Here is a 14,681-nt window from a genome sequence, read left to right as displayed (position 1 = left end):
CCCTGTTCAGGGCTCGGTCAAGCGGCTTGCATCGGCAAACGGCTCAGGCGTGCGGGTTGCCCGTTGCCTTGGCGGGTACGGCATATTGCGGCTTGAGCTTGCCCTCGCTGTCGAGCAGCCAGGCATCGAGAATTTCCCGGACCACAGGCCCCGCGACCCTGCCTCCGGCCTCGCCGTTCTCAATGGTCACCGACACGACAATTTTGGGGTGGTCGGCTGGCGCAAAGCCGACGAACAAGGCGTTGTCACGGTTACGCTCGAGGGTCTTGAGACGGTTGTAACGCTCGCCCTGTTTGATCGCGACCACCTGCGCCGTACCGCTTTTACCGGCGATACGGTACTGAGCACCCTTGGCGGCATCCCGCGCAATGCCGCGCGGGTCGTGCATGACCATCTGCATGCCGGTATTGACCTGATTCCATTCGTTGGGGTCGCGCAGCACGATATTCGGCATCGGATGCTCGTCGACGGGTGCCGTATTACCGACCTCCATCGCCAGGTGCGGTCGATGCCAGACGCCCTTGCTGGCAATCAGTGAGGTGGCCTGGGCCAACTGCAATGGCGTGACCTGCATATAGCCTTGGCCGATGCCGAGAATCACCGTTTCACCGGGGAACCATGCCTGTCGACGCGTGGCACGTTTCCATTCGCGTGATGGCATCAGCCCGGCCGATTCCTCGAACATATCCAGCGAGACCTTCTGACCGATGCCGAACATGGTCATGTAGTCATGCAGGCGGTCGATGCCCAGCTTGTGTGCCACAGTGTAGAAGTAGGTGTCGTTGGAACGCATGATCGCGGTATCCATGTCCACCCAGCCATCGCCGCTGTGGTTCCAGTTGCGGTACTTGTGGTCGAAGTCCGGGAGCTGGAAATAACCGGGGTCGAAGACTTTTGTGGAAGCTGTGACCACGCCGCTGTCGAGACCTGCAATCGCCACTTCCGGTTTTACCGTCGAGCCCGGCGCATACAGGCCACGCAGCACGCGGTTGAACAGCGGCCGGTCGATGGAGTCGCGCAGCGCCGCATATTGCTTGAAGCTGATGCCGGTAACGAACAGGTTGGGGTCGAAGCTTGGTTTGCTGACCATCGCCAGCACGTCGCCGGTTTCCGGGTCCAGTGCGACCACCGAGCCGCGTCGATCACCCAGCGCGTTTTCCGCTGCGGCCTGCAAATGCGCGTCCAGCGTAAGGGTGATGTTCTTGCCCGGCACCGGGTCAGTGTGTTTCAGCACGCGCAATACGCGGCCCTGGGCATTGGTTTCGACTTCTTCATAGCCGACGTGGCCGTGCAGCTCGGACTCGTAGAAGCGCTCGACACCGGTCTTGCCGATGGACTGCGTGCCGCGGTACTCGTTGTCGAGGTGGGCCGCTTCCTTTTCATTGATGCGCCCGACATAGCCGATCGAATGAGCGAAATGGGCGCCCAACGGGTAATGACGAACGAACTGCGCCGCCACATCCACGCCCGGCAGCAGGTACTGATTGACCGCCAGCGTCGCGATCTGCTCTTCGGTCAGTTCATACAGCAGTGTCGCCGGTTCGAACGGGTGACGAACCTGCTTCAGCTCCTTGTCGAACAGGATCCGGTCTTCGTCGGGCAACTCCAGCAGGGTCATCAGCTCATCGATCACCTTGTGCCAGTCGCCAGCGCGTTCACGGGTCAGGGTCAGGTTGAAACTGGGTCGATTGTCGGCAAGCACTTCGCCGTTGCGGTCAAAAATCAAACCGCGCTCGGGCGGGATCGGCAGTACATGCACGCGGTTGTTTTCAGAAATGGTCGAGTGATAATCGAACTCGGTGACTTGCAGGAAGTACATCCGCGCCACCAGGCAGGCGGCCAACAGCCCGACCAGCACAGCACAGGCAATCAGGCGCTGATTCACCAGCCGCGTTTCTTTTTCGTGGTCTTTCAGGGGAATTGGATTGGGCATTTCTACAGCTTCTCGGTGAAGGGCACACAGCGCAACTGAACGTGTAAACGAAGATTTCGGCGCGCACCATACCAAGAAGCGGCTGATTGCAGGCGATTGAGCGGACTATCGCAGGATGAAAAATCTGTCAGAAAAGACTCATTCAGGCGTGTTCTGCGCTGCATTCGATGCTTCTCGGGCCTGCATGATGCTGGGTAGATTGGTCTCGATCCAGGTGGCGAGCGTCTCGACCTGCAAGGCGACTTCCTCGCCCATCGGAGTCAACCGGTATTGAACATGTGGCGGTACCACCGGCAGCGACTTGCGGCTGACGAAACCATCATGTTCCAGATGCTGGAGGGTTTGCGCGAGCATTTTCTCACTCACGCCGCCAATCTTGCGTCGTATCTCGCTGAAGCGATGCATGCCACTGCGCAGTACGACCAGTACCAGCACGCCCCATCGGCTGCAAACATGGTTGAGCACAACCCGCGAAGGACAGTCTGCGGCCAGTACCCGCCCCTGACGAACAAACGCCAGCATGGATTCGGCCGTTTCGGAGCTTTGCGGTGATAGGCCTGGCTGCAAAACGCCGGATGAGACGGCAGATTCATTCATGATACTTACCTTTTTGTACGTACTTACGAAAGGTAAGCATCATGACTATGCTGGCGCTTCATTTCAATCTGATTCAAGGAATCTTTCCATGATCGTTGTCACCGGTGCCACCGGCCAGCTTGGCCGTATCGTTATCGAACAGTTGCTCCGCCGCGTACCCGCTGCGCAGATCGTTGCCGCTGTGCGCAGTCCGGAAAAGGCCGCCGATCTGTCGGCGCGGGGCATTCAGGTTCGTCAGGCCGACTATTCACAGCCCTCGTCGCTGGACAGCGCGTTTGCCGGAGCCGACAAAGTGCTGCTGATTTCTTCCAGCGAAATAGGCCAGCGTTTGCCACAACACCAGGCCGTTATTGATGCGGCCAAGCGCGCCGGGGTCAAATTGCTGGCCTATACCAGCGTTCTGCATGCCGATACTTCAGCATTGGGCCTGGCCAAAGAGCACCGTGAAACCGAAGATTACCTGCGCGCCAGCGGCGTGCCGTTCGCCTTGCTGCGCAATGGCTGGTACACCGAAAACTACACGGCAGGCATTCCGGGTGCACTGGCACATGGCGCAGTGATGGGCAGTGCAGATCAGGGCCGTATCAGTTCTGCTTCGCGTCTGGACTACGCAGAAGCGGCCGCGGTCCTGCTGACCTCTGAACAGGAACAGGCCGGTAAGGTGTACGAACTGGCTGGCGACAAGCCTTACACTCTGGCGGAATTCGCGGCGCTGTTAACGACACAGAGCGGCAAGGCACTGCCTTACGTCAACCTGCCGCAAGCCGAGTTTGAAGCCGCACTGATCCAGGCGGGTCTGCCTGATTTTGTTGCGCAGTTGCTGGCAGATTCCGACGCGGCCGCAGCCAAGGGTGCGTTGTTCGATGACAGTCGCCAGTTGAGCGCGCTGATCGGCCGCCCGACCACCCCGCTCTCTGCAACCATTGCCGAGACACTTAAAGGCTGAACACAGCAAACCCGATCGAATGATTTGCAACGGTGAGGGTCCGAGTCATTACGAGGCATTAAGCCATCGCCTGACACCAAAGACCGGGAGTCTTCACATGAATCGCAAATCGTTGATCGCCTGCATGACCTTGCTCGGCTGTTTTTCCGCCGTCACTCTGCCCGCTCACGCCGCAGAGACGGCGGACCCGAAAGTCACAGAATCGAAGGACAACGTCCATGAACTGGAGTTGGGCTCGCGCGTGCCGGAAAAATATCGCCGCAGCGATCTGGAAGTGAAGGACTGGAAGAGCAAAGGCCTGGAAGCGCCTGCCAAGGAAAGCGAATGGGTAAAAATCAACGATAAATACGTGCGATTCCAGAAAGTCAACGGCAACATCATGGATATCGTGCCGGTCAAGAAGTAAGCGCTACCCTCCTTGTTGCTCGCGCCCTGCGCGAGCACGCTCAAGTGACGCAGGCTTGAAGGCGAACATGCCAGCACAGACCCTGATTCGATAAATACCCCTGTCCAAACGCCTTCATTAACATGAGCAGCCTCATGACAACCTTCTTTAATACGGGCTAATGCCCGGATCAAGGGAGTGACGGCGGCCTACAGTGTGCGAAATGAATTACCCGCAATCGGCTTTTGCCGGAGCGCCCTCTGCTGTACATGACCAAAACCATTGCTTTTTTGTCCGCTTGGCTTACAAATGCATTGTCATCTGCATGTAATCATCACTGCCACCCTCTCTGTGAGTCCGCTCCATGTCCAGAACCCTCGCCATTGCCATTGCCTGCCTGCTTTCATCAACTGCCCACGCAGCCTGCCCTGCTGCGAACCCGACGGATACCGCGCGCTGGATTTATGACAAGCACCAGGATTTCTACCTGAACGGCAAAGGTGGCGCTGACTATCTGTCCAAACCCCTGTTGAGCCTGCTCAAGAAGGACTGGGCGTGCCAGAACGGCGATCAGTGCGCAGTCAGTGCCAACCCGTGGACCGATGCGCAGGACGGTGACGTGCAGAAGCCCATCGACTGGAAGCTGGTGTCCAACTCCGATAAACAGGCTGTCGTCGAGATGACCTACAACCTGGGTTACAAGGACGCCCCTCAGCAGCCGGTCACCAGCCAGACCACTCGCCTGCTGCTGGCCAAAAACGTCAATGGCTGCTGGGTGCTGGACAACCTTCAGGGACCACAGGGCGTCGCGTTGATGCAGACGCTGGAAGAATTTCCCTACGAAGGTGATTGATCGGCCTTGAAACAATCCTTCATTCTCGGTATCACAGGCACTTGAACCTTACGAGCGAGCATCATGAATACCTTTGAGCAATCGATTATTGAGGCTGCGCAGGCCGCCACGCCCAATAACACCGATGCCGAGCGCGAAGCTGCCAGAGTTGCCGCCACACAGGCCGTGGCCGAAATCATGTCCAGCCGCAGCGGACTCGACCGCACGCTGGCGTTGGCCGAGTTACTGGATTCTTACTCGGAACATGATGAGCAGGAGGACGATTAGGCGGGTCGACACAGCGCAAAACTTTATCGGCGTCTTTATTTACCTGCGGCATTAAAGAAAGCTAATCTAGCCGCCGATAACTCGATTGGGTGGACTCATGATAGCCACCCATTCATTTAGTGCGCTCGGATGCGACCTATAAGGGGAGCCATCCGTGCAAGTCGAACAGTTGGAAGACATCCAGGCCTATGTCAGGCGCGCCGCCGACGACCTTGAGCGCGTCTCGGCCAACATGGCCGGGCACCTCCTGTACCTTGAACGCACCTCTCGCCCGCACGAAGCGCAAGAAGTCAGCGAGCGGATCATCGGTTTGCGTGCATCGGTAGACGGCCTTCGCGGCGTGTTCGGTAACTGACCTTCTAGTTGTCCCCGGCGTGCGACAACGGCCTGGCTACCTCTTCCAGAGATTTGCGCTCGGCAGCCGCACCCCATATCGACTGCACCAACGCCGCCAGCAACATCAAGCCCGCCCCGATCAGATAGCCGATCAGCACATTGCTGCGTTCACCCGTTTCGATCAGTTCACCGAACAGGGTCGGACCGATCATTCCGCCCAGTCCTGTGCCGAAGGCGTAGAACACCGCAATCGCCAACGCGCGGATTTCCAGCGGAAAGGTTTCGGCCACAGTCAGGTAGGCCGAGCTGGCCGCTGCCGAAGCAAAGAAGAAAATCACCATCCAGGCAATGGCTTGCTGCGTCACGTCCAGCAAACCTTGCTGGAACAGATAACCACTGATCGCCAACAGCACGCCAGACACGCCATAGGTCATGCTGATCATCACCCGCCGCCCAATCATGTCGAACAGCCTTCCCAGCAGCAATGGACCGCAGAAGTTGCCCAGCGCCAATGGCAACACATACCAGCCAACGCGCTCGGCTGGCACGCCGTAGAAATCGGTCAGTACCAGCGCGTAGGTAAAAAAGATCGCATTGTAGAAAAACGCCTGCGCCGTCAACAGCGTGAGGCCTACCAGCGAACGCTGGCGAAACGTCACCAGCAACGTTCTGGCAACCTCACCCAGCGGCGTATGGTCGCGCACATGCAGGCGCAACGGTTTGCCCTCTACATGACGCAATACATGGCCGTGGCGGCGAAAATCCGCCTCTATCTGCTCGACGATCTTCGTGGCTTGCGCGGCTTGGCCGTGGATCAGCAGCCAACGCGGACTTTCCGGCAGCCACAGGCGCATCAAGAGCACCAGCAGGCCCAGTACCGCGCCGATTCCGAAACACAGCCGCCAACCCAGTTCGGCGCCGAGCCATTGCGGGTCGAGCAATACAATCGAGCCAATCGCGCCGAGAGCGGCGCCCAGCCAGAACGTGCCGTTGATAGTCAGATCCACCCAGCCGCGGTAACGGGCCGGGGTGAACTCCTGAATGGTCGAATTGATTGCCGTGTACTCGCCTCCAATGCCCATACCGGTCAGAAAGCGGAACAGCATGAAGCTCCAGACACTGAATGAAAACGCGGTCGCGGCGGTCGCCCCGACGTAAAGCAGCAAGGTGATGAAGAACAGCTTGCGGCGTCCGAGGCGGTCTGCCAGCCAGCCAAAAAACAACGCGCCCAGCACGGCCCCGGCGATATACGCAGCACCTGCCAGGCCAATGTCGCTGTTGGTCAGGTTGAGCGCCGGGCTGGCTTTCAAAGCGCCAGCCACCGAGCCTGCAAGGGTCACTTCCAGGCCGTCAAGCAGCCAGGTGACACCCAGCGCTACCACCAGCAAGGTATGGAACCGTCCCCAGGGCAGGCGGTCCAGACGTGCCGGCAAGTCGGTCTCGAACACTGCGCCCTTTTCACTCGTTGTGCTCATGACCGGCTACCTGACAGCTGACGTTGGTGTCAGGGTTGAGAGTCGCTTCCGGCGACCAAGTTCAGCTGACCCAGAACCACAGCAGCGTCAGATTGGCCGCCGAGATCAGACCGAACAGTGCCCAGGCGGCAGTCTTGACCAACCGGCTGTTGACGAACGGCCCCATCAACTGCGGATCACTGGTGAAGCGAATCAGCGGCCAGAGCGCAAAAGGCAATTGCAGGCTCAATACGACCTGGCTGAGCACCAGCATCTTGCCCACCGAGCTGTCGCCCAGCCAGACCACACCGATCAGCGCCGGAATCAGGGCCAGCGCCCGGGTGATCAGGCGTCGTTGCCAGCAGGGAATTTTTGCCTGGAGGAAACCTTCGAGCACCACCTGCCCGGCGATGGTCCCGGTAAATGTCGAGCTCTGCCCCGCCGCCAGCAAGGCGACGCCGAACAATACGCTGGCAATGGCACCGCCCACCAGCGGATCGAGCAGGTGATAGGCGTCCTGAATCTCGACCACTTCGGTATGCCCGGTCTTGTGAAACGCGGCAGCGGCAAGGATCAGAATCGCTGCATTGATCAGCAGCGCAAGGCTCAGCGAACCGATGGTGTCCAGTCGTGCGTAGCGGATGGCGCTGGCTTTGCTGGCCTGGTCCGAACCATTGACTCGGGTCTGCACCACCGACGAATGCAGATAGAGGTTATGCGGCATGACGGTGGCACCCAGAATACCGATGGCAATGTACAACGGCTCCTGGCTGCTCAGCACATCCCAACTCGGTTGCAGCCCCGCGACGACATCCGGCCAGAATGGCTTAATCAGAAACAACTCGACGGCGAAACAGCTGGCAATGGTTGCTATCAAGCCCAGCACGATAGCTTCCAGGCGCCGAAAATTGGCACCCTGCAAGGCCAGCACGATCAAGGTATCGAAGGCCGTCAGTGCCACACCGGTGGTGATGGAAACCCCCAGCAGAAGATGAAACGCCAATGCTGCCCCCAGCACCTCTGCCAGATCGGTGGCAATGATCGACAGCTCTGCAAGCAGCCACTGACCTTTGGCAACGTTACGGCTGTAGCGGGCGGCAGACAACTGTGCCAGATCGCGTCCGGTGGCAATGCCCAGACGTGAGCAAAGGTTTTGCAAGACCATTCCCGACAGGCTGGCCAACACCACCACAAACAACAGTGAGTAGCCGAAACGCGACCCGGCCTCAATAGCCGTCGCCCAGTTGCCAGGGTCCATGTAGCCAATGGAAACCAGCAGGCCAGGCCCCACGAACAGCATCATCTTGCGTAGCAAGGACGCATCCGGCGGAATGGTCACACTGTCGGTAGTCGCCGAGGGGCAGAAAGGAGCTGTTGCAGTGGTGGGCAGTTTGTACGTCACGGGAAACCGGCATGCAGAAGACGAAGACCGTCATCCTAAGGTTTTGCGACACATGTTGATACATCCTTGCTGGGTCCATGCCCCCTGTTTCGCACACGTGGAGCGACTCGAAGCTCACGCTGCTTTGTAGGTCACTGACCATATCAATGGCGTACAGACATAGCCAGACGGGATAAACCCTCAAAAACTCTTCTAACCAAACAATTATTCATCTTTTAAATAGAATTTTCTGCATTAAAAGACCAATGATTACAAATTGTAAAGAGTACCATTCAAGGCTTACAAGAACTCAGGATGGCCATCGATGAACTCAACACCTCAGTCAGGAGCACCCGCGTCCCATCAGTTGCGGGCAGCGTATATCTCGGCGCGTATTGATCGACTACCTGCGGTTGCCACTATCTGGAAACTGGTCGCCCTGCTGTCCATAGCTGGTTTTTTTGAGCTTTACGACCTGTTCCAGACGGCTTACATCAGCCCCGGCCTGATCGGCGACGGAATCTTTGCCACCGGCAGTCAGGGTCTGTTCGGCTTTTCCGATCAGGCGGCTTTCGCCTCGGCAACCTTTCTCGGCCTGTTTTTCGGTGCCAGCCTGATCAGTCCGATTGCTGATCGCTACGGTCGCCGCGCAATCTTTACCTTCGCCCTGATCTGGTACACCGTTGCCACAGTAATCATGGGCTTGCAGACTTCTGCTCTCGGCGTCATAGGCATGCGCTTTGTGGTAGGTATCGGCCTGGGCGTCGAGCTGGTCACCATCGACACCTACCTGTCGGAGCTGGTGCCCAAACGCATACGCAGTTCGGCATTCGCCTTTGCTTTTTTCATCCAGTTTCTATCAGTCCCCAGCGTAGCCCTGATGTCGTGGTGGCTGGTGCCACAGGCTCCCTTCGGTTTTTCCGGCTGGCGCTGGGTAGTGATCGGCAGCGCCGTGTTTGCGCTGTTTGTCTGGTGGCTGCGTTCCGCGTTGCCGGAATCACCGCGCTGGCTGGCACAGCAGGGCCGCTTCGACGAAGCCGAACGCATCATGGACGGAATTGAAGCACGCTGTATCAAAGACCAGGGCAAGCCGCTGGATGAACCTGAGCCGGAGAAGGTTGCACTGTCGGGCATCGGCCGCTTTGCCGATATGTGGCAACCACCTTATCGCCGCCGTGCATTGATGCTGATCGTATTTCACGTCTTTCAGGCGATTGGCTTTTTCGGCTTCGGCAACTGGCTGCCCGCCCTGCTCTCCGGCCAGGGCCTGAGCGTCACGCACAGCCTGGGCTACGCGTTTGTAATCACACTGGCGTACCCGCTCGGCCCATTGTTATTCGTGAAGTTTGCCAACCGGTTCGAGAACAAATGGCAAATCGTCGGCTCGGCGTTGGGCGCGATGATCTTTGGCAGTCTGTTTGCCTTCCAGACCAGTGCTGCGGGCCTGATTTTCTGCGGCATCATGATCACATTCTGCAATGCGTGGCTGAGCTTCAGTTACCACTCCTATCAGGGCGAGTTGTTCCCAACCAATATCCGCGCTCGCGCCGTAGGCTTCTGTTACTCATTCAGCCGCCTTTCAACGGTGTTCAGCAGCCTGCTGATCGGGATTTTTCTCGATCACTTCGGCACGCCGGGCGTGCTGGCGTTCATCGTTGGCAGCATGTTGATCGTAATCGTCACCATCGGCCGGTTCGGACCGCGCACGCGTAACCTGGCGCTGGAGCAGATCGCACACCGCTGAAGGCACGCGAGTGGAGTGTGCTCAGGCCTGAGCCCACTCCACATTGGTCACACCAAAATGTTCTGCGTAGGGTTTGGACACTTTGGCAACTTTCTCCAATCGGTACTTGGGTATACGCGCAAGGCCAGCGTCGACACTTGCGTAATGCCAGGCTTCAGCGTTGTCCATGTTCTCGGTGCGTATATAAAAACTCTTGAACGAACCATTCAGCAGATAATCAATGCGGTAGTGCTTTGGAAGTGCCATTGAAAGCCTGATCCTTTTTCAGCAGTGGCTTGAAGTATAGGTGACTCCATTCACTGCACAGAAATTCATTCTTTTTTACTGCCGGCGACCAACGAACACGGTGAGCCAACGGTATCAGCGAATCCCCAGCCGCCTGGCAAGTCGATTGAGATTAGCCCTGTCCACCGACAACTCGCGCGCCACTCGGGCCCATCGGCCTTGATGCCGCTCAAACGAATCAATAATCAAGGCACGCTGAAAAGCATCTACCGACGCCTTGAGCCCTGCCCCCTGTTCGGCTTCTGCAGGGGCTATCCCGGTCGTGAATTGCACTGTCGTCGCTGCCGGGCCGTCGAGCCCCAGTGCTGCGCCTTCGACGGTGAGGATGCGTGATTTTTGCGGACTGGCAGACAGCGCCTTGAGCACCGCCCGGCTGATCAGATGTTCCAGTTCACGAACGTTGCCCGGCCAGTGGTGGGCGAGCAGCAGTCGTTGCGCTTCAGCGTTCAGGCGCAATCCGCGCAGCCCCATACGAACGCGGTTCTGCTCGAGAAAGTACCCGGCCAGCAGCAACACATCGCGCCCGCGCTCGCGCAAGGCGGGTACGTGCAGCGGGTAAACGCTCAACCGATGATAGAGATCCGCACGAAACCGGCCATACCGCACTTCCTCGGCCAGGTCACGATTGGTGGCTGCGATGATGCGCACATCCACATGATGCTCCTGATCCGAGCCGACTCGTTGCAACTGGCCGCTTTGCAGCACTCGCAACAGCTTGGACTGCACCGGCAATGGCAGTTCACCCACCTCATCGAGGAACAGCGTGCCGCCATGCGCCAGTTCGAACTTGCCGCTACGCCCGTTGACCGCTCCGGAAAAGGCGCCTTTGACATGCCCGAACAACTCGCTCTCGACCAGCATTTCAGGCAGCGCCGCACAGTTGATGCTGATCAGCGGCTTGTGCGCCCGTGGCGAATGCAGATGGATCGACTCGGCCACCAGTTCCTTGCCGACGCCGGTTTCACCATTGATCAATACCGTCAGCGGACTGTTGCCGACCAATAGAATCTCCTGCTGCATACGCTGATGCACGCTGCTCTGACCGATCAGCTCTCGCGGTGCTTGCCCGCCTGCTGCCCGCTTGTAGACCTCCGCCAGCTGTCGCTGATCTTCAACGTTTCGTGCCAGCTGATTGATGCGCTCGCCCGCCATGACCGTAGCCGACGCAAGGCTGGCGAAGGCCTGGAGATTATCCGCGTCGACACTGCCGAAGCGCGCAGGGTCCAGCGAATCCAGGGTGATCAGCCCCCACGACCGGCCCTGGACAGACAGGACACAGCCCACACAATCATGCACTTCCAGCGCGCCGTAACCGTCGACCAGCCCGTCGTAGGGGTCAGGCAGGTCGCAATCGGCAGAAAACCTCACTGGCCCGTCGCTGGCGAGCAGCGCCTTGAAGCGCGGGTGCTCGCTGACCCGAAAGCGGCGCCCGAGCGTATCCGGACTGAGCCCGTCGACCGCCAGCGGAACCAGCACATCACCATCAAGCCTGAGCAGTGCCGCAGCATCACAGGGCAACCAGTGGTGCAGCGAGCGCAGCAGGCGCCGATAACGCTCTTCGTCCGGCAATTCTCTGGACAGATCGGCCACCAACGGTATCAGCTCACGCAACAGGAGATGGGTCATCAAGACTCCGGCAGACGGTCAGAAAAACGTCATTATGACTCGCCAGGTCGAAGGATTGTCCGGGTTCGTTTCATCGTGCGCTCACTTACAGGAGCACCTGTCCTTGCCCGATATGCCGGTGAGGCGTGATTGCAAGGTAGATGACACGAACATGGACGAACGCCTCGACGTTCATCCATGACTCGCTCATGCAGCCCTTCAAGGCTGCCAGAGCGCCTGCCCGCCACCCAGTTTGCGGTCCAGAAAACTGGCAGCACTGATCAGCGCAAGGTGACTCAATGCCTGCGGAGTGTTGCCGAGATGGCGAGCATGCCCATCGAACTCTTCGGCGTACAAACCCAGCGGATTGGCGTAACGCAGCAATTGTTCGAACTCCAGATGTGCCTGCTCGACCCGACCGGCACGGGCCAGGCATTCGACGTACCAGAATGAACAGGCCACGAACGCGCCCTCTTCACCCGCCAGACCGTCATCGTGATCATCATCGTTGCGATATCGGAACACCATTCCGTCTCGCACCAGCGCGGCCTCGATGGCGTCCAGCGTTGCCAGCCACTTGGGGTCATTGGCGCCGACAAAACGCACCAATGGCATCAGCAACATCGAAGCGTCCAGATTGCGACTGCCCTTGTGCTGTACAAAATGGCCTAATTCCTCGTTCCAGAAGTTCTTCCAGATATCGTTGTGGATCTCTTCACGCACTTTGGTCCAGCGCTCGAACGGCCCCGACAGTGAACGCTTGAACGCCAGGCGCAGCGCCCGATCAAGCGCCACCCAGCACATCAATCGCGAATGCAGAAAATGCTGATCGCCGCCACGCATTTCCCAGATGCCGACATCGCGATCGCTCCAGTGCTCACATACATAGTCGACCTGGCGCACGACATGTTGCCAGCCGTCATGAGAAATAGCGTCACCGTACTTGTTGGCCAGGTACACGGCGTCCATCAGTTCGCCGTAGATATCCAGCTGAACCTGCTTGTAGGCCTCATTGCCGATGCGGACCGGCTGCGCACCGCCATAACCGGACAAATGATCGAGATTGTCTTCGGGCAATTCTGCGTGCCCATCAAGGGCATAGAGAATGCCGAGTTTCTCGGTCTGCTCACAGCAGTCGTCGAGTCGCCCGCGTACCCACCCCATGAACGCATTCGCCTCATCGGTGTAACCCAGGCGCATGAAGGCATACACGGTGAACGAAGCGTCGCGGATCCAGGTGTAGCGGTAGTCCCAGTTACGCTCGCCGCCTTCGGTTTCCGGTAGACCGAACGTCGCGGCTGCGACAATGCCACCGTGCTTGCGCGAGGTCAGCAGTTTGAGTGCCAGCGCCGAGCGCGTGACCATTTCACGCCAGCGACCCTTGTACTGCGACTGCCCGGCCCAGCGCCGCCAGAATTTGAGAGTGTCATCGAAATAGCGTGAGCACTTGCCCGCAGCCACATTCGGGTCGTCGATTCCGCCAAGGATGAACTCGATGGTCTGGCCTTTTTGCATGTGAAACTCAGCCACTGCATCCTGCTGCACAAGGTGCAGCGGCGTCGCAGCCGACAAACGCATGCCCGGCTGTCCATCGGCCTCGAAACAGATATCCTGACCGTCCATACGCGCGGTGGTGTCGGCACGGCTGTAGTCCATGCGCACCCGGCAACGCATGCGAATCGTGGCTTCGCCAAAGCGCACCTGGACCCGGCGCACGATGCGCGGCAGATCCTCCTGATCTTCGCCAATCGGCATCAGGTCGGTGACTTCCACCACCGCGTCCTCGGAAATCCAGCGGGTTTGCAGGACGTTGGTGTCCGGCAGGTAGATCTGCAGCCTTCGGGCGTCAGGCAGATCGGGAGCCAACTGAAAGATCCCGGCATCGGGGGTGTCCAGCAGCGCGGTAAAAATCGACGGACTGTCGAAATCGGGCCAGCAGCAGAAGTCGATACTGCCTGTGTCGGCGATCAGCGCAGCACTTCGCATGTCACCAATGATGCCGTGGTTCTCGATACGGTTTTGCGCTTCTTCGGGAAAGTCAGCCATTGCCACGGAACTCCGGATAAAGGGTCATGCCGCCGTCAATGAACAGCGTGGTGCCATGCACATAATCCGAAGCGTCTGAGGCCAGCCAGAGCACCGCATTGGCGACGTCTTCCGGCTCACCGATACGGCCATAAGGGATCAGCTTGAGCATTTCCTTCTCGGCATCGCCCTTGCGCGCATCGGCATTGATCGGCGTGCGAATGGCACCCGGTGCAACGCTGTTGACGCGAATCTTCAGCTCGCCGACTTCCTGGGCAATGCTGCGCATCAACAGATCGACACCGCCTTTGGACGCGGCGTAATTGACGTGCCCGGCCCACGGGATCAACTGGTGTACCGAGCTCATATGGATAATCTTGCCCATCGCCCGCGATACACCGGGGCGCATACCCTGCTTGATGAACTGGCGCAAAGCGGCACGGGCGCAGAGAAACTGCCCGGTCAGATTGACATTGATGACTTTGTTCCAGTCTTCCAGGCTCATGTCGACAATGGACGCGTCTTTCTGCAGCCCGGAATTGGCGACCAGAATGTCCAGTGCGCCGAAGTGCTCGATCGTTTGTGCAAACAGCCGCTCTACTTCCTCTTCGCTGGACACATAGGCACCTACAGCCAGCGCCTGACCACCACCAGCGCGAATGTCCTCGGCCAGCTTTTCGGCAGGTTCAGCCTTGGAGTTGTAGTTGATCACCACTGCGGCACCGGCATCTGCCAGCGCTCGCGCAGCACCTGCGCCCAGACCGGAACTGGCTCCGGTGACGATTGCGACTTGTTGCTTGAGTGAGATGTGCATCGATTTTCAGCCTCGGAGTAAGCGTACTAGTGCTGACTGACGAGGCTGAAAGTAAG

Annotated in this window: 14 protein-coding genes; 6 read left to right on the top strand and 8 right to left on the bottom strand. The window is 58.7% G+C overall.

What is annotated here, in order from left to right; translation table 11 throughout:
- Positions 1-43: 43 nt before the first annotated feature.
- Together mrdA and MME58_RS12180 are read right to left on the bottom strand one after the other, a co-directional pair.
- Entirely contained in the window at positions 44-1,933 is a 1,890-nt protein-coding gene (gene mrdA / locus MME58_RS12185) for a penicillin-binding protein 2 (protein WP_054985069.1), read from the bottom strand.
- A gap of 138 nt (positions 1,934-2,071) precedes the next feature.
- Positions 2,072-2,530: a winged helix-turn-helix transcriptional regulator gene (locus tag MME58_RS12180; protein ID WP_055005539.1), complete on the bottom strand. Its 459-nt coding sequence runs from the start codon at positions 2,528-2,530 to the stop codon at positions 2,072-2,074.
- A gap of 88 nt (positions 2,531-2,618) precedes the next feature.
- Here MME58_RS12180 and MME58_RS12175 point away from each other — a divergent pair, with 88 nt between their 5' ends.
- The 5 genes from MME58_RS12175 (at position 2,619) to MME58_RS12155 (ending at position 5,336) form a co-directional block, all read left to right on the top strand.
- Positions 2,619-3,476 (top strand): SDR family oxidoreductase, encoded by an 858-nt coding sequence (locus MME58_RS12175; protein WP_055005540.1) that lies wholly within the window; start codon positions 2,619-2,621, stop codon positions 3,474-3,476.
- A 97-nt stretch (positions 3,477-3,573) separates the two neighbouring features.
- Positions 3,574-3,882, top strand: coding sequence for an RcnB family protein (locus tag MME58_RS12170; protein ID WP_054985066.1), 309 nt, complete (start codon positions 3,574-3,576; stop codon positions 3,880-3,882).
- Positions 3,883-4,225: 343 nt separating this feature from the next.
- Complete coding sequence (locus MME58_RS12165) at positions 4,226-4,714, top strand: DUF3828 domain-containing protein (protein ID WP_054985065.1); 489 nt, start codon at positions 4,226-4,228, stop codon at positions 4,712-4,714.
- Positions 4,715-4,777: 63 nt separating this feature from the next.
- The gene (locus tag MME58_RS12160; RefSeq protein WP_054985064.1) at positions 4,778-4,981 is read left to right on the top strand and encodes a hypothetical protein; all 204 of its coding nucleotides are present in this window, start codon (positions 4,778-4,780) and stop codon (positions 4,979-4,981) included.
- Between the two features lie 154 nt (positions 4,982-5,135).
- Entirely contained in the window at positions 5,136-5,336 is a 201-nt protein-coding gene (locus MME58_RS12155) for a hypothetical protein (protein WP_055005541.1), read from the top strand.
- Positions 5,337-5,340: 4 nt separating this feature from the next.
- On the opposite strand, the gene MME58_RS12150 is transcribed toward MME58_RS12155, so the two are convergent.
- Together MME58_RS12150 and MME58_RS12145 are read right to left on the bottom strand one after the other, a co-directional pair.
- Positions 5,341-6,792 (bottom strand): MFS transporter, encoded by a 1,452-nt coding sequence (locus MME58_RS12150; protein WP_055005542.1) that lies wholly within the window; start codon positions 6,790-6,792, stop codon positions 5,341-5,343.
- 61 nt (positions 6,793-6,853) lie between these two features.
- The gene (locus MME58_RS12145) at positions 6,854-8,161 is read right to left on the bottom strand and encodes an Nramp family divalent metal transporter (RefSeq protein WP_162491444.1); all 1,308 of its coding nucleotides are present in this window, start codon (positions 8,159-8,161) and stop codon (positions 6,854-6,856) included.
- Positions 8,162-8,477: 316 nt separating this feature from the next.
- Between MME58_RS12145 and MME58_RS12140 the strand changes: the two genes are divergently transcribed.
- Positions 8,478-9,896, top strand: a complete 1,419-nt coding sequence (locus tag MME58_RS12140) for an MFS transporter (protein WP_054985060.1) — start codon at positions 8,478-8,480, stop codon at positions 9,894-9,896.
- Positions 9,897-9,917: 21 nt separating this feature from the next.
- Here MME58_RS12140 and MME58_RS12135 read toward each other — a convergent pair whose 3' ends face one another.
- From MME58_RS12135 to MME58_RS12120, 4 genes are all read right to left on the bottom strand, one after another.
- A complete protein-coding gene (locus tag MME58_RS12135) occupies positions 9,918-10,142 on the bottom strand; it encodes a DUF6555 family protein (protein ID WP_054985059.1) in 225 nt (74 codons plus the stop codon).
- A 114-nt stretch (positions 10,143-10,256) separates the two neighbouring features.
- A complete protein-coding gene (norR, locus tag MME58_RS12130) occupies positions 10,257-11,807 on the bottom strand; it encodes a nitric oxide reductase transcriptional regulator NorR (RefSeq protein ID WP_055005543.1) in 1,551 nt (516 codons plus the stop codon).
- Positions 11,808-12,005: 198 nt separating this feature from the next.
- Complete coding sequence (locus tag MME58_RS12125; RefSeq protein WP_055005544.1) at positions 12,006-13,832, bottom strand: glycoside hydrolase family 15 protein; 1,827 nt, start codon at positions 13,830-13,832, stop codon at positions 12,006-12,008.
- A complete protein-coding gene (locus tag MME58_RS12120; protein ID WP_055005545.1) occupies positions 13,825-14,625 on the bottom strand; it encodes an SDR family oxidoreductase in 801 nt (266 codons plus the stop codon). The genes MME58_RS12125 and MME58_RS12120 overlap by 8 nt, the downstream gene beginning before the upstream one ends.
- Positions 14,626-14,681 lie beyond the last annotated feature (56 nt).

Origin of the sequence: Pseudomonas syringae pv. tagetis (genome assembly GCF_022557255.1) — a bacterium.
GTDB classification, from domain to species: domain Bacteria; phylum Pseudomonadota; class Gammaproteobacteria; order Pseudomonadales; family Pseudomonadaceae; genus Aquipseudomonas; species Aquipseudomonas caricapapayae.
The sequence above is the reverse complement of the archived record's forward strand: the minus strand, read 5'-3'. Positions and strand labels throughout refer to the sequence as shown.

Excerpts from the sequence above, each read along its gene's own strand:
- MME58_RS12120 (WP_055005545.1), bottom strand. The coding sequence starts at position 14,625 with ATGCACATCTCACTCAAGCAACAAGTCGCAATCGTCACCGGAGCCAGT.
- MME58_RS12175 (WP_055005540.1), top strand. The coding sequence starts at position 2,619 with ATGATCGTTGTCACCGGTGCCACCGGCCAGCTTGGCCGTATCGTTATC.
- MME58_RS12135 (WP_054985059.1), bottom strand. The coding sequence starts at position 10,142 with ATGGCACTTCCAAAGCACTACCGCATTGATTATCTGCTGAATGGTTCG.
- MME58_RS12180 (WP_055005539.1), bottom strand. The coding sequence starts at position 2,530 with ATGAATGAATCTGCCGTCTCATCCGGCGTTTTGCAGCCAGGCCTATCA.
- MME58_RS12170 (WP_054985066.1), top strand. The coding sequence starts at position 3,574 with ATGAATCGCAAATCGTTGATCGCCTGCATGACCTTGCTCGGCTGTTTT.
- MME58_RS12160 (WP_054985064.1), top strand. The coding sequence starts at position 4,778 with ATGAATACCTTTGAGCAATCGATTATTGAGGCTGCGCAGGCCGCCACG.
- MME58_RS12125 (WP_055005544.1), bottom strand. The coding sequence starts at position 13,832 with ATGGCTGACTTTCCCGAAGAAGCGCAAAACCGTATCGAGAACCACGGC.
- norR (WP_055005543.1), bottom strand. The coding sequence starts at position 11,807 with ATGACCCATCTCCTGTTGCGTGAGCTGATACCGTTGGTGGCCGATCTG.
- MME58_RS12140 (WP_054985060.1), top strand. The coding sequence starts at position 8,478 with ATGAACTCAACACCTCAGTCAGGAGCACCCGCGTCCCATCAGTTGCGG.
- MME58_RS12150 (WP_055005542.1), bottom strand. The coding sequence starts at position 6,792 with ATGAGCACAACGAGTGAAAAGGGCGCAGTGTTCGAGACCGACTTGCCG.
- MME58_RS12165 (WP_054985065.1), top strand. The coding sequence starts at position 4,226 with ATGTCCAGAACCCTCGCCATTGCCATTGCCTGCCTGCTTTCATCAACT.
- mrdA (WP_054985069.1), bottom strand. The coding sequence starts at position 1,933 with ATGCCCAATCCAATTCCCCTGAAAGACCACGAAAAAGAAACGCGGCTG.